Source organism: Moritella sp. 5 (assembly GCF_018219455.1).
Classification (GTDB): domain Bacteria; phylum Pseudomonadota; class Gammaproteobacteria; order Enterobacterales; family Moritellaceae; genus Moritella.
This window is the reverse complement of sequence record NZ_CP056122.1, coordinates 469,367-488,961: the sequence shown is the minus strand read 5'-3', so window position 1 is coordinate 488,961 and position 19,595 is coordinate 469,367. Positions and strand designations below refer to the sequence as shown.

Annotated in this window: 16 protein-coding genes; 7 read left to right on the top strand and 9 right to left on the bottom strand. The window is 38.8% G+C overall.

Annotation, left to right across the window (positions count from 1 at the left end):
• The first annotated feature begins 209 nt into the window (after nt 1-209).
• Nucleotides 210-596, top strand: coding sequence for a diacylglycerol kinase (locus HWV01_RS02260; RefSeq protein WP_211673887.1), 387 nt, complete (start codon nt 210-212; stop codon nt 594-596).
• Nucleotides 597-705: 109 nt separating this feature from the next.
• On the opposite strand, the gene HWV01_RS02255 is transcribed toward HWV01_RS02260, so the two are convergent.
• The 6 genes from HWV01_RS02255 to HWV01_RS02230 form a co-directional block, all read right to left on the bottom strand.
• The gene (locus HWV01_RS02255; protein WP_211673886.1) at nt 706-2,313 is read right to left on the bottom strand and encodes a trypsin-like serine protease; all 1,608 of its coding nucleotides are present in this window, start codon (nt 2,311-2,313) and stop codon (nt 706-708) included.
• A gap of 173 nt (nt 2,314-2,486) precedes the next feature.
• Nucleotides 2,487-4,799 carry a bifunctional diguanylate cyclase/phosphodiesterase gene (locus HWV01_RS02250; RefSeq protein WP_211673885.1) on the bottom strand — a complete coding sequence of 771 codons (2,313 nt, stop codon included), beginning with the start codon at nt 4,797-4,799 and terminating at the stop codon, nt 2,487-2,489.
• Nucleotides 4,799-5,731, bottom strand: coding sequence for a transporter substrate-binding domain-containing protein (locus tag HWV01_RS02245; RefSeq protein WP_211673884.1), 933 nt, complete (start codon nt 5,729-5,731; stop codon nt 4,799-4,801). Before HWV01_RS02245 ends, HWV01_RS02250 begins: the two co-directional genes overlap by 1 nt.
• 65 nt (nt 5,732-5,796) lie before the next feature.
• The gene (locus HWV01_RS02240) at nt 5,797-7,206 is read right to left on the bottom strand and encodes an aminotransferase class V-fold PLP-dependent enzyme (RefSeq protein WP_211673883.1); all 1,410 of its coding nucleotides are present in this window, start codon (nt 7,204-7,206) and stop codon (nt 5,797-5,799) included.
• 246 nt (nt 7,207-7,452) lie between these two features.
• The gene (locus HWV01_RS02235; RefSeq protein ID WP_211673882.1) at nt 7,453-9,240 is read right to left on the bottom strand and encodes a hypothetical protein; all 1,788 of its coding nucleotides are present in this window, start codon (nt 9,238-9,240) and stop codon (nt 7,453-7,455) included.
• A gap of 243 nt (nt 9,241-9,483) precedes the next feature.
• Nucleotides 9,484-9,831, bottom strand: a complete 348-nt coding sequence (locus tag HWV01_RS02230; protein WP_211673881.1) for a helix-turn-helix domain-containing protein — start codon at nt 9,829-9,831, stop codon at nt 9,484-9,486.
• 102 nt (nt 9,832-9,933) lie between these two features.
• Here HWV01_RS02230 and HWV01_RS02225 point away from each other — a divergent pair, with 102 nt between their 5' ends.
• From HWV01_RS02225 to HWV01_RS02205, 5 genes are all read left to right on the top strand, one after another.
• A complete protein-coding gene (locus HWV01_RS02225; protein WP_211673880.1) occupies nt 9,934-10,701 on the top strand; it encodes an SDR family NAD(P)-dependent oxidoreductase in 768 nt (255 codons plus the stop codon).
• A gap of 138 nt (nt 10,702-10,839) precedes the next feature.
• Nucleotides 10,840-11,256 (top strand): MarR family winged helix-turn-helix transcriptional regulator, encoded by a 417-nt coding sequence (locus tag HWV01_RS02220; RefSeq protein ID WP_211673879.1) that lies wholly within the window; start codon nt 10,840-10,842, stop codon nt 11,254-11,256.
• A 636-nt stretch (nt 11,257-11,892) separates the two neighbouring features.
• Nucleotides 11,893-13,383: a SulP family inorganic anion transporter gene (locus HWV01_RS02215; RefSeq protein WP_211673878.1), complete on the top strand. Its 1,491-nt coding sequence runs from the start codon at nt 11,893-11,895 to the stop codon at nt 13,381-13,383.
• 10 nt (nt 13,384-13,393) lie between these two features.
• The gene (locus HWV01_RS02210) at nt 13,394-14,245 is read left to right on the top strand and encodes a universal stress protein (protein ID WP_211673877.1); all 852 of its coding nucleotides are present in this window, start codon (nt 13,394-13,396) and stop codon (nt 14,243-14,245) included.
• Between the two features lie 171 nt (nt 14,246-14,416).
• Nucleotides 14,417-15,043, top strand: coding sequence for a class I SAM-dependent methyltransferase (locus HWV01_RS02205; RefSeq protein WP_211673876.1), 627 nt, complete (start codon nt 14,417-14,419; stop codon nt 15,041-15,043).
• 119 nt (nt 15,044-15,162) lie between these two features.
• Here the strand turns inward: HWV01_RS02205 and ykgO are convergent, their stop codons facing one another.
• The 3 genes from ykgO to HWV01_RS02190 form a co-directional block, all read right to left on the bottom strand.
• On the bottom strand, nt 15,163-15,306 hold the full coding sequence (gene ykgO / locus HWV01_RS02200) for a type B 50S ribosomal protein L36 (protein WP_006030112.1): 144 nt from the start codon (nt 15,304-15,306) through the stop codon (nt 15,163-15,165).
• 1 nt (nt 15,307) lies between these two features.
• Complete coding sequence (locus HWV01_RS02195) at nt 15,308-15,568, bottom strand: type B 50S ribosomal protein L31 (protein WP_211673875.1); 261 nt, start codon at nt 15,566-15,568, stop codon at nt 15,308-15,310.
• A 167-nt stretch (nt 15,569-15,735) separates the two neighbouring features.
• Entirely contained in the window at nt 15,736-16,362 is a 627-nt protein-coding gene (locus HWV01_RS02190) for a hypothetical protein (RefSeq protein ID WP_211673874.1), read from the bottom strand.
• A gap of 575 nt (nt 16,363-16,937) precedes the next feature.
• Between HWV01_RS02190 and HWV01_RS02185 the strand changes: the two genes are divergently transcribed.
• Nucleotides 16,938-19,409: a plasma-membrane proton-efflux P-type ATPase gene (locus HWV01_RS02185; protein ID WP_211673873.1), complete on the top strand. Its 2,472-nt coding sequence runs from the start codon at nt 16,938-16,940 to the stop codon at nt 19,407-19,409.
• The last annotated feature ends 186 nt before the right edge of the window (nt 19,410-19,595 follow it).

Below are 19,595 nucleotides of genomic sequence, written 5' to 3'. Positions count from 1 at the left end.
TCCAATACTTTATGTTGTCAAAACCTCGATACTACCGAACACGCAGCAAGGTAACAATACAAAAAAATTAAATGTGTGCCAGTGATACAATTGTAACCATTATTCCCTTACATATTCCTATAGCCTCTTACAGCCTCTTACAACATATACCCCTACTACTGTGTTCTAATTCAGATAATTATGTCAATTATATGAAGGTGGATGAATAAATGAATAAGACTGATGTGATAAGCAAGGCAGGAAAGCCCGGATATACAGGACTAACGCGAATTATCAAAGCCACCGGATATTCATGGCAAGGCTTACGAGCTGCATTCAAATACGAGTCGGCAATTAGACAAGAATTACTCTTACTGATCATTTTCACGCCTATTGCCCTGTTATTAAACGTAAGCCATGTTGATAAAATACTGCTAGTTGCATCATTAGTACTCGTGCTTATTGTTGAGTTATTAAATTCGGCCATTGAAGCGGTTGTTGATCGTATCGGCACAGAGCATCACGAATTAAGTGGTCGCGCTAAAGACATAGGCTCAGCAGCCGTGTTTGTTAGCTTGTGCTTAGCAGTATTCATTTGGTTTATGATAGTGATGTAATCACAATGAAGAGGATACATTAATGAGATATTTTAGGTAGATATGCCAAAAGTTGTTTGTTGTAATTGATGGCCCAATTGGGGCCATCAATTACGGCTAACTGAATAGTTTATATTAGCCGTCTTCTAACTAACGCTAACATACCTAAAGCAAGCAAAGTAATCCAATTAATAGCACCGCCGCTACCAGCAGAACTTCTATTCGTAGAATTACCATCAGGTCTAGCAGACTGACCTGTAGACTCGCCAAATGCCGAATGAGTTAAATTACTGATAGTAATTCGGTCATCACCATACGAAAAATATGAATTTTTCTTATACTCAAATACAACCGTATTATTATCTCTAGGCAAGACTATAGTAAAGTCACCAGCCTTAACACCACTCACTCCACCATATAAATGACCATTAATATATATGTTAAAATAATCATTGTATTCTTGGATTGAGATATCTGCATTGAAAGATAACTCCCCAGCAGCTAATCCCGTAATCGCTAATTGCGCGAACTCATTGTAATCTAACACTGGAGCTTCAATTGAGCTACCATTGTTAAACCATGAATGTTTAGAAGAATATATACCACTGTTCGCAACAAAAACCATATTACTAACATCTGTAGGCGCAGTTTCAATGCCAAGATATGATACCTTTAGATCGAGGTTAGGTGTTTGCACAAGATCTGTAAGCATACTGACCGATACCTCTCCAAAACTTTCTCTGGCATTGTAATTAATCGTAACCGCACAGCTATCATTAGCAGCTATCACGTTACAAGTATTCGCAGTTATCGAAGCATCATAGGGCAGCACCTGAACTCCTGACGTTCTAATCATTTGTGCTGTATTATTTTGGATAGTGAAAGTATGCGAATTTGCACCTAAAGGCTTAACCCCTAAAAACCCTGACTGACGGTAACTGAATCCTTGCATTTTTCCTGCAATCCAATCTGAGAAATGGCTTACATTAGCATAAACACCGTAATTTCCGGCTTCTGCACACCCATAGCCCCAACTCACAATACCAAGTTGTTCATAACCGTTACCACTGGCAACAACGATTGGCCCACCACTGTCACCCTGACAAGAATCATAACCACCATTAACATACCCGGCACAAAATGCATTATCTTTTAAACTGACACCACCTGGGCATAGCGCTTGTGCGACTAGCGGTACATCAACTTGATATAGCTCATTATTAAATTTCATGTTATCTGGATTTGGGTCTTGATCTCCCCACCCCATCACAGTTAACATTTTACCTACTGGTAGGCTGTTACGTAAATGCCTATCAGCCAAATTAACGGCTGTATAGTTAACCTCGCGCTCAAGTTCTAAAATAGCAATATCATTACCATCCGATGCATCAGGGTAGCTTTCGTGAACATAAACTTCTTTAACACTATATCTATGTGCAGCAGCATCATTCTGAGTTAGATCAGAAATACCAATAACGGCATCAAGATCTTGCCCTTCTTTGCTGTCGACACAATGCGCTGCAGTTAAGATATAGCGCCCACCTAAAAAGCTAGCCCCACAAAACTGGCCGCTATATACATCCCTATTTTTAGAGACTAAAGCCACCATAAATGGCCAGCTTCCACTGCCACTTTTTTCTCCGTTAATAATTCTGGGTTCCATGTTTTCTGCAGCATTAACCTGACTTAGCGATAGTGGCGCTAAAATTAACAATAAAAGTATTTTATTTAAATGCATTACCTAGTCCTTGGCTTATCCGTTAACCATTGATTATATTAATAATTTACGATAATACATTAGATTAGTGAAAATACTCTAACGAAACAGCAATATTTCAACCTAGACAGAAGAAAAACATGTATATATATGATTATCATCTCGTTTTATGATAAAAGATGACCTTTGATTATCTACACCGAATCCTCTTTATATTGATGTAATAACGCTTCAAACTCTTTAGCGGGCACTGGTTTACTGTAAAAATAACCTTGGCCATATTCACAATGCATTGACCTCAAATAATCCGCATGCCATTGGTCTTCAATTCCCTCTGCAACAACCTTTAAGTTAAGTGCTTTCGCCATCGCAATGATCGCATTGACCAGCTCACGATCAGAGTCACTTTCATGCATATTTTGCAAAAAAGCGCGGTCTATTTTTAATTTATCAAAGGGGAATTTTTGTAAATAACTCAGTGCCGAATAACCCGTACCAAAATCATCAATCGAGAGCTGCATGCCCATTGCTTGCAGTTTATTAAGTAAGGAGACCACTTCGTCGTTGTGATTGAACAGCAAGCTTTCGGTGATCTCAATATCCAATTTATCCGCAGGTAAACCAGATTGCATTAATCCAGCGTTGATTTGCTCGAATAGCTTATCGCAATGTCTAAATTGCACACTCGAAAAGTTAATGGCGATATGTAACGGCCTGATCTTTTGCCATTCAGCAGCCTGCATACAAGCTTTGTTTATCGCAAATTCACCGAGTAAGTGTATTAAGCCATTTTTCTCGGCTAAAGGAATAAATTCATCCGGTGATATAAAACCAAACTCGGTATCATGCCAACGCATCAAGGCTTCAGCACCAATAATTTGGTTGGATGCTAACTCAATAATCGGCTGATAGTAAATTTCAAGCTCATCGCGCGCAAGCGCTTGACGTAATCGGCCATCGAGATCTAACGTACGCTGTAAATCAGCACTCATTGCCGCATTATAAAAACTGAAGGCATTACGCCCATCTTGTTTGGCTCGATACATGGCAGTATCGGCACTGGCAAGTAACTGTTGCACATTATTACCGTCTTGAGGATATACCGACATACCAATACTGGTAGAGATAAACAACTCTTGGTTTTTCCAAATAAAAGGATCATCAAATAACGACAATACCCTAGCCGCTAAGTATGTTGCCGAATCCAAATTGTTCAGTTCGGGAATAACTAATAAGAATTCATCGCCGCCTAAACGGGCGAGAACGTCGGTATCACGTATAGAATCCAGTAATCTTGCGGTACTCTGCATCAAGACCTGATCGCCAGCAGAATGCCCCAAGGTATCATTGATCTGTTTAAAATTATCAAGATCAATAAACATGACTAATACGTTAGTATTCGATCTTTTTGCTCTTACTAATTCTTGCTCCAAGCGGTCATTACCACAATTTCGATTGGGTAACCCAGTCAATGCATCATGCGAGGCTTGATAAGCCAACTCTTGCTCTGAAGCCTTTCTTTTTTCAATCTCTTCAATTAACAATTGGTTTTGAGTCGATAAGATCCGTCGTTGTTTATGACTTTCTTCAAATTTGGTTCTTAAAATAACATTTGCGTTATTAATCATAAATGTATAGAAAAGCCCAAATACAACAGGCACGGCAAGAAAAGAAAGACCAGCGATAAACCAACCCGAAGTGAAAATATCTTTTTCATTGACGGGTTCAAACCAACTTCTTAATTTAAAGGGTGTATTCTCAATCTCCATTTCAAAAAAAATGTTATTGGCGAGTTCATTTTTCTCATCCGATTGTGGTTCCGTTGTTAATGAATCCCAGATAAAAATATCACCATCAGCCGTAATTAAATCCATGCGGCTTCGACTATCGACATGCTCCTGTGCCGTCAACTGTGAAACGATCACTTTCCTATTCAAATCAGCAACCAAAAAAGCGACCGGTTTACCTGCGTAGCTAACACGTTTAACCAGTTGAATATAAGGACAATTACCATCTTTAATTACACGAATGGTCAAACTCTGTTCGCGAATATTTAGCATATTCACCCTATCGAACGTAGCACCTTGGTTTTTTGCGGTATCCGCAATAACAGTGCCATCATAACCAACAAGCACCAAACGCTGATAAACCAATTGCTGATTTATTTCAGTATTATTGATGAGGCGATTCAGTTCCCTATTAAGGTTGAATAAACTCGCTCCTAAGCCATATTGCATCGACATACCTGATGCCAAATTCGCAAAGTAGGTCAACATTGATTTATCACTAGAAAGATTCGTTAACTCATCATTCGTCACATTGAAAAAATATTCCAACATACTGGTGTAACTTTGCACCTTCAGATTAAGTTCTCGTTGCTGTGACTCTTTCAATCGTGTCTGTCCAAAATTGGTTACAGCCAAAATCGACACTAAATACGCCGCGAGTAATACCGCCGCAATAATAATTAAACGGCTACTGGATAATTTACGCTTCAACTTTTTCATCACACTAACTTATGATTATTATTAAAATAATCGCCATAAAAATAAGACACGGATGGGTAGTGTTTCTCAACTAATTGCAGATAAGTCCCGTCTTTTTTTATATCATCTAAATATTGATTAAATGCTTTACGCAACGCTGGTGAATTCTTTCTAAAAACAGCCCCCATTCTTTGTTCTTGTGACACTGGCCCTATCACTTTTATTTCACCGGGCCACTTTTCGAGTGCAATTAAGGTATCAGCAACATCAAGTAAGGTACTTTCAGCATCTTTATTCAGGATCGCCGGCACCATTTCATTCAAACGGCGTTCGGTAGCGGGCAATATAATATTGGCACCCGTGCTATAAAGATTATATAAATTAGGGTCTAAGCAAGAATGTTCCATCGCTAACACATCTCTGCCATTGATCAGCTGCTTCACTTTTTTAATGTCTTTATCAATCGAGTTGGTTGGGTTAATAGGTTGCAGGTCTGAATCCGCACGAGCCACCAGCCATACTGCAGAGGGGAAATAATCATTTGAGAAATCGGCGAGTTCAGTACGCCAATCTAAAATAGTGACGCCATTGGCAATGATATCGCCTTCGACTGCGCACTCGTCACCAAATATTGTTTGATTGTTTTTAAATTGCGCATGCTGACCAGTTAATTTACCTATCGCGTTATTCCACTTAGCTGGCACATATTGGTACTCAACACCCAATGATTCTGCAAAACCTTTCACCAGTTCCACATCCAACCCGCTTAACAATTCAAAATCGTCTTTTTTAATATAAGACACAAAATTTGCGTAAGGTACGCCAATATGACGTAACACACCTTGTTTTTTTATATCTTGTAAATCAATAGCCAAGACACCTTGGCTAAAAATCATGGCTGAACCCATAAACAAAATGTTCTTTATCGTATTTTTAAATTTTGTAACTCTCATCGACATACTCTATCTAATCGGCTCTAATTTAAAGAGAGCGCCCAGTTCGACTGGACGCCTATGTATTAAGCCATACGTTTGTATAGTTTCTTAATCACGTTAACTAAACCTCTCACATCTTTTTCATCGTGGAAAAGGTGCGTAGAAATTCTTAATGCATACGTGTTAGCGGTATCTCCTTTATGCAATTTAAAGTTGGTTGTACGAATGATGTAGCCATAGTGATTACGTAGCCGATCTCTAAATTCAGTCAGTCGCTCACCATCTTCTAACTCAAATGGATTGAATGTTGTTAAACCACTCGCTAGCGCTTCAACGTTTGGAGAGAATATATAGGCATTAGGCAACGCCTCGGCCAATAATGATTTGCACAATGCGCTTAAATCTAACACACGTTTTTCAATACGTGCTCGACCAATGTCATCCCACATTTTACAGCTATCAACCAAGGCTTGTTTCGCAGGGTAATTATCATTACCTATGTACTGCATTTGATAACAAAGGTAATCAGCATGTGATAATGATGAATTAATAATCCAAAGCGGATTAACACGGTCACTCCAGTATTCATTTAAACGTCGTGCATTATCACGCATATATAAAATGCCAGTCGCACCTGGTCCACATTGCCATTTATGACCAGACCCCACATAGAAATCACAATCCATATCGTGAAAATCCAAATCAAGCATACCGATCGAATGCGCGCCATCAACGAGTGTTGGTACGGCATATTGCGTTGCTAATTCACAAATACGTTTTGCTGGCAACTTTGTACCGGTTTTGTAAGTAATATGAGAGAACACAATCAGACGAACATTCGGGTTTTCATTCAATGCAGTTCGGAATGCTTCAACATAATCCTCTTCTGTCACTGTTTCAAATCCAGTGTAAACAGGAAGCTGAACTTCCACTATTTTCACTCCGAAACGCTGTTTAGCAATCTTCATTGCTGTTGTCGCAGCCATATGTTCATGGTGCGTAGTCAGAATAACATCACCTTCTTCAAAGTGAAGACCGTTGATAATAGAACATATACCATCGGTGGTATTACGGCTCAACACAATCTCATGGGCTTCAGCGCCAAATCCCGGCGCTACATCAGCGAGCATCTCTGACATATATGGCCAAGAGCCAAAACGTGCATCCATATCCCATGGGTATTTCGCCACGGCTTTATTATTGTCATTAAATCCTGCCAGTACATGCCTTGGCATTGAGCCTGTTGTACCCACATTCATGTAGGTTGTTCTTTTATCTAACACAAACTGTTTCTGAACTTTCTTCCAAAACTTTCTGTTATGTCTATTATGTGTATTATGTGTATGGGGCAACCAATCAGGATCGAGTTCTGATGCACTCGCTGTATCTGCAAGTACTGAGCCACCAAGCCCTACAACCGCCACACTAGCCACTGTACTTTTAAGAAATTTACGACGATTAAGGCTTTTAGGCCCTTGCTCTATATTGTTCATCTACTTAATTCCTTGTTAAAACATTAATACAGACATAGTTAATAATGTTTATTATAAGTATTATTAACAAAATTTCGTGCTATGTTATTCGAAAATATAGATATGTTAAATCATCGAGATCAAATTATTGTTGTTTATTCACAAGCGGTTAAGATTCAGGCAGTTCATTTATTTCAGGTGAAAGTTGGCGATTGGAAATGACAAAGCCCCAACACAGCTGAGGCTTTTTCATTATTTTAAATGGTATTAAACCCTAGCCCCTACCGGTGGCTGTATTGTGAGTAATCCTTTCGTTCTACGTATTGCTTTTCGACCTCGAGATTGTTTATTTAGATGCGACTTATTAACGGCAACCGATTGGCTTAAAACCTGAGAACTACGCATTATGCCCTCCTCGGCTTTCTCCATACCGTGATCACTATTCATCTCAACCGAACGCATGTAAGCACCATCAAGCTCAACGCCTCGAGATAAATCATCATGATAAGTTCCATTAGAAAAGTTCACATCGACCGGAATTCGCCAAAGCTCTTCAGCCATTTTTCTATAATCTTCTTCTAAAGAATTTAATGACATAAGCGCATGCTCACTACAGCGTATAATTGCGACTGTATTTAAATTTCTATCTAGTTTTTCATTTTTGCGTATCTGGTATTTTTTTGTTGTCAGGTGATGAGCAAAACCATCCCATAAGATCACTTTAAGAGCAACAGGGTTAACGGTTGCGCCCAATTCTGTTGAAGCCCCTATCCCCGCGGTCGCACCTGATGCAATTTTAAATTTGATATCTCCAGACGTTCGAACCGATGCTTCAATTTCAGCTGTTATACCGATCCCCGCCGACACAGTTCCTGAAACCTTCACAGATGCTGCATTGATTCCTCGCGCTTTAAAAGTAACTGTACTCGAGCCTGTAGCTTTTAGTCCCGCAAAGGCACTTGCCCCCAGCTTACCGACAATTATTTCATCTTTTCCATAAATGTTATTTGAGTTCAGCGTAGCTGAAGCCGAGGCCTTTACCTCTGCACCAACAAACAGTTCAGCTTCATTGGTCATAGCCATAATCTGACCCACTGTAAGCTCATGCTTAACGGTAATCTTTGCCCCTACCATTGCTGCAAGTTCTGCATTTACACCTAAATCAATACCGGGTATCAATTGCATGGAATCAGAAAAACCGCTCTTATTCGTGGTCTTTTTTACTTCATCAATTTTAGCACTAGCACTTGCGTAACTCATGTCGTTTATCTTAGCGCTAGCACTGACTTTGGCCTTAAAATCACTACCAATTAATGCGTTTGTAGTTATTTTATTACGCATTATATTAGCAAAATCCCACTCTTTAATTACTTCAACTTTCAAACCTGCAAAAAGCTCAAGATTTGCATCAGCAGATAAGCTATTACTCTTTGCTTCTGCACTCGCTTTAGGTGAGGCTGTAGCCTGAAATACACTCTGACGACATTTGTAGTCATTCAGAATTGTCCATACCTGCTCGCTGAATTGACTTCGCTCATTATAGGCTTTTACTAAAGAGGATATCTGAGCGTCAAGAATCTGAACCTGTAGACGACCTAACTCACCTTGGACAATAATATTCGGTTTCATCATTTCAGCTAAACGTTGCTTCTGAAAAATAAAATTAAAAAACGTCCGATTAACACATTTATCTCGAATCGCTTCATGCGGAGTTCGACTCGGTCTAACCACTTTAACCTGTTGAGGGAAATGACGAACAACTGAAGAAACAAGACATTGCCAAGTCGGGTCTTCAGTAATCGCTGATACACCATATTCATATGCACTACTGCTTCCCTTGTGGTGTCGGTATTTCATTTTTTCAAGTAATGAGTAAACACCATCAATCCCTCTTTGTAGAGCAGGAAGCGCCCTAATTGCATTTTTTTTTCCGTACGAATTTTGTAATCGGTCTAACCATTTATTAAATTCGTTCGAGCATACACCGACCTTGCCTAAGTGGTTGTAGATAATACTCAGATCTAATTCTAAGTGGGGCTGACTTTGAAGTGGCATATTAGCGATTCCTATTATATTGCCCATGGGGTATCGAGCTAGGAATAAAAACGTAACATATTATTTATTCTATTTCTGATATTAGACCCCTTCCCTTACAACGTCTTACACCCTCTTACAGCAAACGTAGTTTTATTGAACTTTACAATGACAAATTACAGATAGGTATTTTATAAAAGCGTCGAATACTTAGAGTCCGTAGAGGTTTGAAGGGGGTGGCTAAGTCAAATTCATCAAGAGTCATCAAGCGTCATATTGGTCGTCAATTTCATCCTGCAAAGCGTCGAGCTGTGCCAAAATCCCAAGGAATCTCTTACCAAACTCAGTCACATGATACTCTACTCGAGGAGGTAATTCGTTGTAGACCACTTTATCTAAAATACCAAATTCAACATTTCGTTTTAAACATTGATTCAATACTTTGGTGCTTAAGCCTTCTACGTTACGTACCATTTCACCTGGTCGATTAATGTCATGAGCCAGTAGCTGATAGACAGTCAATGACCATTTGCAGCCATAAATACTTTCGACCATTCTTGCGCTATTTTCCGGCGCGGTTTTTCTTACAAATATTTTTCCGTTATTATTCATAAAGATGTACCAATAAGTACCTAGGTAACCAATTTGTACTTACTATTTAATAAGTGAATTAACACCTAAGATTACCACATACAAGATCTTAGGAGAAAGAAAATGACATTTACTCAATCAGGTATCGCACTCATCATTGGTGGCACAAGTGGCATGGGATTTGAAACCGCAAAACAACTTGCAACTCAAAATGTTCCAGTCGCCATTGTTGGTAACAATATCGACAAACTAGACGCCGCTGTTTCAGAACTTAGCAAAATAGGTGACGTGACAGGCATTCAATTAAACCTCTATGACAACGACAGTGTCGCGCAATTTATTGACAATATCACCGAGCAGGATAAGAACATCGGTTACCTTGTTAATGCCGCGGGTTACTTTAATCCAAAACCGTTTATCGAGCATACCGAGCAAGACTATGACCTTTACCATGAATTAAACAAAGCGACATTTAAGATCACGCAGGCTGTGGCTAAAAAAATGATCATCAATGGTGGTGGTAACGTGGTTAATATCGGTTCGATGTGGGGTAAGCAAGCCATTAAAGCCACACCTTCTTCTGCGTACTCGATGGCAAAAGCAGGACTACACGCTTTAACTCAACATATGGCAATGGAACTGGCCGAACATAATATTCGCGTCAATGCGGTATCGCCAGCGGTAGTGAAAACACCAATATATGAAACATTCATCAGTCCTGAAGATATGGATGCGACATTAGCAAGTTTTAACACATTCCACCCAATCGGTCGTGTAGGCACACCAGAAGATATTGCCAACAGTATTTGTTTCTTACTGTCTGATCAAACAAGCTGGGTAACAGGTGCAATCTGGGATGTAGATGGGGGTGTTATTGCAGGTCGCAATTAAGGTTTAACTTATATTCTAGCCATGCCTGATACAACAAAGCCTCAGCATATACTAAGGCTTTGTCATGTAAATAACATATTTACTTTAAAGCTATACACGGTATATAATAAGCCTACCTTATTATATACCGCTTGAATCATGATACATTCTAAATTTGGATTTCTTAGCTATGAAATCAGTCACATCATTAGACAACGTTTTAACAAACAAGCCGAAAGTATGGGCATTACACATTCTCAGTGGCGAGCATTGGTTCACCTTTCTGAAAATGAAAATTGTCGACAAATTGATTTAGCAGATATTTTAAACGTGAAACCAATTACCCTAGCAAGACAAATTGATTTGCTAGAAGAGTTGAGTTTAGTCAAGCGAGTAAATGATAAGGAAGATAGACGAGTATTTCGTTTAAAATTAACGACAAAAGCCAAGCCTATTATTAAAGAGCTGTGGAATATTGCAGACGCCATTGAAAATGAAATTTGCAATATGCTTTCTGATGAAGAGAAAGAGATACTTTCTAAACTACTCATCACGATAAAGAAACAGATCAACTAATACGCTTATTTATTTAAACCAAAGGTACAGTGATGACGCCGCCATAACCATACGCCCCCCATTGTTTAATCAATTTATATAACTTTATCTACATAAAGTTAGGCCCTTGCACGCCATTTATATGACTTTCTCTACATAAAGTTAGGTTTTTGCACGCCGTAAAATTATTATAAATTGCATTTTATCAGAAACATAGAGCATATCGATACACGATAATTTGCTCATTGTAATGACCCCTACATTCCTGAAATACTTTGAACTGATCAATCGATCCTCGCATTAAGCGTGGCAAAAGATATCGTTTATTCGGCTTTCTCGTACTTGCTATCTATGCAGTTATACGGACGTATACGGCAGAGAGAATTTTGAATTTCTGATCTTAAAGCTAGATTAGCTAAGACGATACGGTTCATTTAAAGCAGGAATTTCCAGCATGGCACTATTGCCAGCGCTATTTATCGTTTAAAAGCACAATAAATTGAGTCTATCTTGCAGGCAAGGATGTCGTCCTTTCCGCAGCCATTAGCTGTGAATGAAATAGCATAATAACACTCGATTTAATGGCTAATTAAAACAGAATACCCGTGCATAATCACATTATTTTCGTGATTAATATATGTATAAAAAAGGATAAGTATGATTTTTTCATCAACAAAACAAGACTGGTTTGGAAATGTTCGAGGAGATATTTTAGCCGGTATTGTTGTCGCCCTGGCACTGATACCAGAGGCTATCGCGTTTTCTATTATTGCAGGTGTAGACCCTAAAGTCGGTCTGTACGCCTCATTCTGTATTGCGACAATTGTTGCTTTTACAGGTGGTCGACCGGGCATGATTTCGGCAGCAACAGGGGCTATGGCTTTACTCATGGTCACATTAGTGAAAGAACATGGGCTAGAATATTTACTTGCAGTAACCTTATTAACTGGTCTAATTCAAGTGTTCGCTGGTTATATCAAATTGGGTAGCTTAATGCGATTTGTCTCCCGCTCTGTAGTGACTGGTTTTGTAAATGCCCTTGCGATTTTAATTTTTATAGCCCAATTACCCGAGTTAACGAATGTCACTTGGCATGTCTACGCAATGACAGTAGGTGGGCTAGGCGTTATCTATTTATTCCCTTACATTCCAGTGATAGGGAAAAAAATTCCTTCTCCTTTAGTCTGTATCGTAGTACTTACCGTTTTATCGCAGGTTATGGGGTTAGATATTAGAACAGTTGGTGATATGGGGGAACTTCCAGATGCTTTGCCTATTTTCTTATGGCCAGATGTACCGTTAACGTTAGAAACGCTGTGGATAATTTTACCTTACGCAATAGGTTTGTCAGTTGTTGGACTTTTAGAGTCGATGATGACAGCAACGATCGTCGATGACTTAACTGATACGAAAAGTGATCGAAATCGAGAATGTAAAGCACAAGGTCTTGCAAATATAGGCGCTGGTTTAATGGGTGGTATGGCTGGTTGCGCCATGATCGGTCAATCAATCATTAATATTAAATCGGGTGGACAAGGTCGCCTATCAAGTTTAGCTGCCGGGGTATTCCTGCTTATTATGGTGGTTTTCTTGGGAGACTGGCTTAAACAAATCCCAATGGCAGCCTTGGTTGCAGTCATGATCATGGTGGCTATTGGTACGTTTTCTTGGAGCTCAATTAAAGATATAAAATCACATCCGCTATCAACCAACATTGTCATGATTGCTACCGTGATCACCGTTGTTGGAACACATAATTTAGCTATTGGCGTATTTGTCGGCGTGTTACTTTCGGCGCTATTTTTTGCTAATAAAATCAGTCGTTTTATGGTTGTGAAAAATACAAAGGTAGGAAAAAAAGTACCTACTTATCAGGTAACAGGTCAGATATTTTTTGCTTCTGCGAATAAATTTGTTGATGCATTCGACTTTAAAGACGTCACCAGTAAAGTCACTATCGATCTATCGCACGCTCACTTTTGGGATATTAGCGCGGTTGGGGCATTGGATAAAGTTGTAATTAAGTTTAGACGAGAGGGAGCAAACGTTAATATCGTCGGTATGAGCGAAGCAACAGCGACCGTGATAGATAAATTTGCAATTCATAATGATCCCGCAGCCGTTGAAAAAATGATGGCTGGTCACTAAGGAGAAGGTAATGAACAAAATAATAGCATGTATTGATGGTTCTGCTTTAGCAAAAGCAGTATGTGAGACTGCAATTTGGGCATCAAATCGCTTGAGTAACGGTATTCTCTTTCTTCATACAATCGAAAAGCAACAACAACATGGTGCAGATGACTTAACGGGTTCTATTGGTTTAGGTGCTCGCTCAGCATTGCTTAATAAAATGGCAGAACTTGATGAGCAGCGTGGCAAAATTGAAATTCAGCTGGGAAATGACATGTTAGATGCCGCTGTAAATAGAGCTAACTCAGCAGGTCTTACAGACATCGAGCATAAACAACAACATGGCGATTTTGTTGATGCATTAGTTGCCTTAGAAGCAGATGCGCGCTTAATGGTTGTCGGACGATCTGGGGATGGACATCAAGGCGATTTTAAAGCGCTTGGTTATCATATTGAAACTCTCATTCGTCAGGTCCACACTTCGATCATTATTGCACCAAAAGGTTTTACCGAACCGACTAACTTCATGTTGGCTTATGATGGGCGTGAAACAGCAGATAAAGTAGTAAAACGCATCATTCAAGGCGGATTACTCAAAGGGCTTACATGTCATTTAGTCACCATTAAAAACAGTGAAGACGCGCACAAGGAAAAATTTGAGCAAGCACAAGAACTGCTTAAGCAGGAAGGTTTTAAAGTCATTAGCTCTTATATTGAAGGCGATATTTCCTCTTCACTAATGAACTACAAAAAAGAGCATGATATTCAGCTTGTGGCGATGGGTGCATTTTCTCATTCTAAGGTGAGGAGCTTTTTCCTTGGTAGTAATACCATGCGTATGATTGAAAATTGTCGAGTGCCACTTATTGTACTGAGATAATCAATAATAATCTGCATTAAATTAGCAGATTATTACTTTGATTATATACGCTTATCAGCTAGATCCTTAGTTGATAAGCTTTTCTAGCTGCAGACATAGGGAACATCTGCATAGCCCATAGCAAATGGGTGAAAGACTTCTTTACTAAATCATTATAATTTAAGGGCAACTATGAGAAATCGTGAAATGTTCCATTGGACACAAGAGGCGTATCTATACATCGACTTAATGTGTAAGCGTGAGTTCGTGCGAGGATTTAGAGCTATTGACGCCGAGCGGTCCTTAGAAGAACTTAAAATTTTAGATGCTGGTTGCGGGACGGGGGCGCTTACCAGAGAGTTACGGGAGCATTTCGAACCGAGATCTATTTTTGGCTGCGACATTGAGAAGCAAAGCATTGACGAATGTCAAAATCAAAATCCGCACATTCATTATTTTGTCCACGACTTGCTTAAGCCAATGCAAGCAGGCATTAAATTCGACCTCGTTATATTTTCGACCGCTATAGCACAATTTTCAGAAGCCGAACAATTAAAGGTAATCAATAACGTAAAAGCGCAATTAAACGAGGGTGGGTTTATTTGGATAACAGACGTAAATGACGACGCCACCGCGAACCTTTTTAATCATTTAAGCGCCAATTATCAGGTTGTTTATAAAAACAAATACAGTAAACATCTATTTAATAAGTTCTTTATTTTTCCGCTAGCAAAACATTTACCAATCTCTTTATTACGTATAATTGACAACCTCAGCATAGGCTCCAATGTCCTCACTCAAATGATTATAAAAACTTGAACTAGATATGAAAAGTAGTCGTTTTAAGACTTAGCGCCAGATACAGCAAGTCCCCAACATGTGTTGAGGCTTTGTCATTTAGATAAGGTTAGATGACTTAACGACAGTGGTATTAAAGCTTAAGCACGTTTTTTCGTTCCTCCCTGAACAGCTTTAAATCTGGGGTTGGCTTTGCAAATAACATAAACACGACCACGACGTTTCACAATCTGGCAATCTGGGTGCCTCTGCTTAGCACTTTTAAGTGAGCTTAAAACCTTCATATTAAACCTCCTTTTGGCTCTTTAATCCACCAAAGCGGCGGTTAAACTGTGCCACACGACCATCACTATGGATCGTTTTTTGTTTGCCCGTATAAAAAGGATGCGATTCGCTTGACACATCCAGCGGCACATAAGGATATGTTGTGCCGTCAATGTCTACCGTTCTATTCGTTTTCAACGTTGAACCAACTATAAAATATTTATCTGCTGCTATATCGTGAAAAGCGACTTGTTGATAATCCGGGTGTATGCCTTGTTTCATTAAAACCTCAAGCGTTATGTTATAACATAACACTTAGTTTACTCGATTATTAATGAGAATCAATAACAATTAGAATTAATCTGCATTTACGGGATTTAAATTAGTATTGAGAGAGATTTTTTAGGTATTTGAACAAAGGAAAGGTGGTGTAGGCGTTGTTATTTTAATTAAAATCTAACCTTAATATTAGCACCAGCGTAAGTACTATCAAACTTATCATTAAACCCTGCAGTATAGAAAGCACCAACGCCAATATTTTTGGTCACATAATATGATAGCTTCGTTGTCACGAGTGTTGTTATTAATGAGTGCGAAGAAGAATCAGATATAATAACTTGTGTCACGCCTTCAAATTTATCGGTAAAGCCATACCTGAGGCCAAGATGAGCACCTATGTCATAATTATCATAGCTATAATCAGTATCTGTATCTTCACCTTCTAACGCTAACCAGTCAAACTCAACTTCACCACCAAGTACAACGTCGACTTTTTCAGCCAGTGCGATCCTATACAATAACCCCATGTTTAAGCTTATAATTTTTGCTACATCATTTATTTTCTCACCTGAAAATGAATATTTCATTATCACTTTTTCATTCAGCATTAATTCACTACCGATAGAAATAACTTTCATATTATCCTTATTACCATCGGATTTATAAGTTTTATGGCCGACTTCGACTTCTGCAAAGTTATAGTTAACGGGTGTATTGTAAGCCCTATAATCAAGATTTAAATCTGCATTAGCAACATTTGAAACCAATAATGCACTTAAGAATAATATCTTTTTCATAGAGTCCTGCTTGATGTTATGTATATTTATAAGTTAGAGACATTAGCGAATAAAATTGAATAAACCAAACTACCACTAAATGGTATGAAATACAATAATTTACATTTAAATCAACCAAGTACAACCTTAAATACAACTAACCAAGGCAGAGTTTAGACCGTAAAACCTAGAACTCACCGAACCAAAATCCATGCTAATACTACAGTTACAGCCATCAGAAAAACGCCCCCCCTCAAAGTATAGGTACTAATTGGATCTACTAAGATTTCCTCGCACACAAATTCTATACGTGACAGTACCGGATATGGACAGAAGCTCGGTTTTTATATTCAAGGCCGCTAGTTGATTAAAATACTAATTAATACAAAAAACGACAAGTTCATTGATAACGTCTCTCAACAAGAGTAAGGTGGTTTCACTTGAAACACCCGCGCAAGCCAAATCGAAAGCGGTAGCAATATTTAAACCGTATAAAAATAAATAAAACGAGCAATTATAAAATGGATAACAATCAATACGGAAGATAAAAAACAGTCAATTGCATGTAATTAAAACTTTATGACACAGGCAAACCTATGAGTGACAAAGAAAGTGAAATCATAGACTTAAAAGTCAAATTAAAAGAGCATGGTACATCTAAAGATGGGTTAACAAATAAAGAGGCCACAGAGCGACTCGCAAAATTCGGTCGAAATGCGATCGAAGAAAAAGAAGAAAGTCGTTGGAAAGTTTTGCTTGCCGGATTTTGGGGGCCAATACCTTGGATGGTTGAAGCTGCTGCAATTCTATCCGCGATTATTCAGCATTGGTCTGATTTCGCTATTATTTCATTCATGCTACTTCTGAATGTATTTATTGAATTCATGCAACACGGTAAAGCACAAAGTGCGCTTGCTGCATTAAAAAATTCAATGGCTTTAGAATCGCGTGTAATGCGTGACGGGAAATGGATAGACATCGAAGCCGCAGAACTTGTTCCCGGCGATATTGTTCAAATCGAAAACGGTGATATTATCCCTGCCGATTTGATCACATTGGAAGGCCAATACGTTAGTGTAGACCAAGCAGCATTAACAGGCGAATCACTTCCTGTAATGCGCCATCCAGGCGAAGAGATTTACTCCGGTACTATTGTAAAACAAGGTAGTATGGTATGTATCGTTGATAAAACTGGTGGTAATACATTCTTTGGTAGAACAGCTACACTTGTTAGCTCTGCTGGTAACGAATCACACTTCCAAAACTCTGTCATGGCTATTGGTAGGTTCCTCATTTATGGTTCTTTAATTCTTGCTGCTACAATCATCTTCAAAGAATTAGTGATAAGTAATAAATCACCGCTTGATGTAATAGAGATGGTATTAATTCTGATCGTGGCTTCAATTCCGGTTGCTATGCCAGCGGTATTATCAGTAACAATGGCCCTCGGTGCATTTATGCTATCGAAGAAAAAAGCGATTGTAACTAAGCTATCTGCAATTGAAGAAATGGCTTCTGTGGATATTCTTTGTTCAGATAAAACAGGTACATTAACGCTGAATGAATTAACGTTAACATCGCCTGTATTATTTAATGCTAAAAACGAATCAGAACTTACTTTAATAGCTTCTCAAGCGTGTAACTTTAACAGTTCAGACGCAATTGAAAACGTCATCATGGATGCGGTCGGTAAAGAAGAAATAGCTAAAATTAAACAGCTTGATTTTACGCCTTTTGATCCAACAAGAAAACGTACTGAAGCACTTATCGATTCTGACGAGGGTCAATACAGAGTACTAAAAGGGGCACCACAAATCATCATCGATTTATGTGATATGTCCGATGAAGAACGAACTAAAGCATTAGGTAATGTAGATGAATTAGCAAGTCGAGGATTACGCGGCCTAGGTGTGGCTCGTAGTTATCCTGAAAACCCAGAGAAATTTGTATTAGTCGGTATACTTTCGTTATACGATCCACCGCGTCATGATACAAAGCACACTGTTGATGAAGCCCGTGCTCGTGGTATCGATGTTCGAATGGTCACTGGTGATGACTTGGCTATTGGTAAAGAAATTTCAAGACAACTTGATCTTAGTACTAATATGCTCGCTGCTTCAGACCTTTTCCATGGCGAACTATCTGAAAACGAAATTAATGAAAAAATTGAAAACGCAGGTGGTTTCGCACGTGTTTTCCCTGAGCATAAATACGAAATTGTAAAACGTCTACAAGACATGGGTCACGTTGTCGCAATGACAGGTGATGGTGTCAACGATGCGCCAGCATTAAAACAAGCAGATATCGGTATCGCTGTTGACGGTGCAACTGATGCCGCACGTGGTGCAGCGGATTTAATCTTAACCTTACCTGGTTTGTCCGTTATTATTGATGCTGTAGAAGAATCTAGAAAAATCTTCCAAAAAATTATCTCTTACGTGAAATACCGCGTCGCGATGACAATTAACATCATGTTGTTCGTGACACTGTCTGTCTTGTTCTTGGATTTTTCACCACTGAGCGCTGTAATGATTGTATTACTTGCTTTGTTTGATGATCTTCCTATCATGACAATTGCCTATGATAACGCAGGTGTCGAGCGCTTCCCCGTCAAATGGAATCTCAAGCGTGTTCTCACATTATCGTCAATTCTTGGTGTTGTATCTGTTGCTCAAAACTTTGGACTAATGGCTATTGCACAACAATTATATTCAACGTCAGCGCCGATTCAAACAATGTTGTTCTTACAACTCGTTATTGCTGGTCACCTACTACTATTCGTTGTTCGTAGTAAAAACCATTTCTGGGCTAAACCGCGTCCATCAAAACCGCTATTAATTGCAACTTTTGGCACACAGGTCCTTGCAATTATCATCGCTAAAGTGGGCTTCCTAATGGCACCAATAAGCTGGGAAGCAATTGGTATTGTTGTTGTCTACGGTATTGTATGGATGTTTATTCTTGATCTATTCAAAGCAGTATTTGAAAAATCAGCTGACAAAAAAGAAAAACATGCTGTTCATACTGAAAGTCTAAACGCCTCGCGTAAAGAAGTATTAATTAACTAAATGAAACACAGTTAACTTACTCTACATCGAGTTAATAGGTTTCTATTAACTCGATGCTCTACTTTTAGTTGCAGCTATTTAAACTGACATCATCACTACAACACCCTACACTTCCCACAATAACCAATAACGAAATAATCACGTTATAGCCTTCACTATTAATACGTCTATCAAATTACATATACC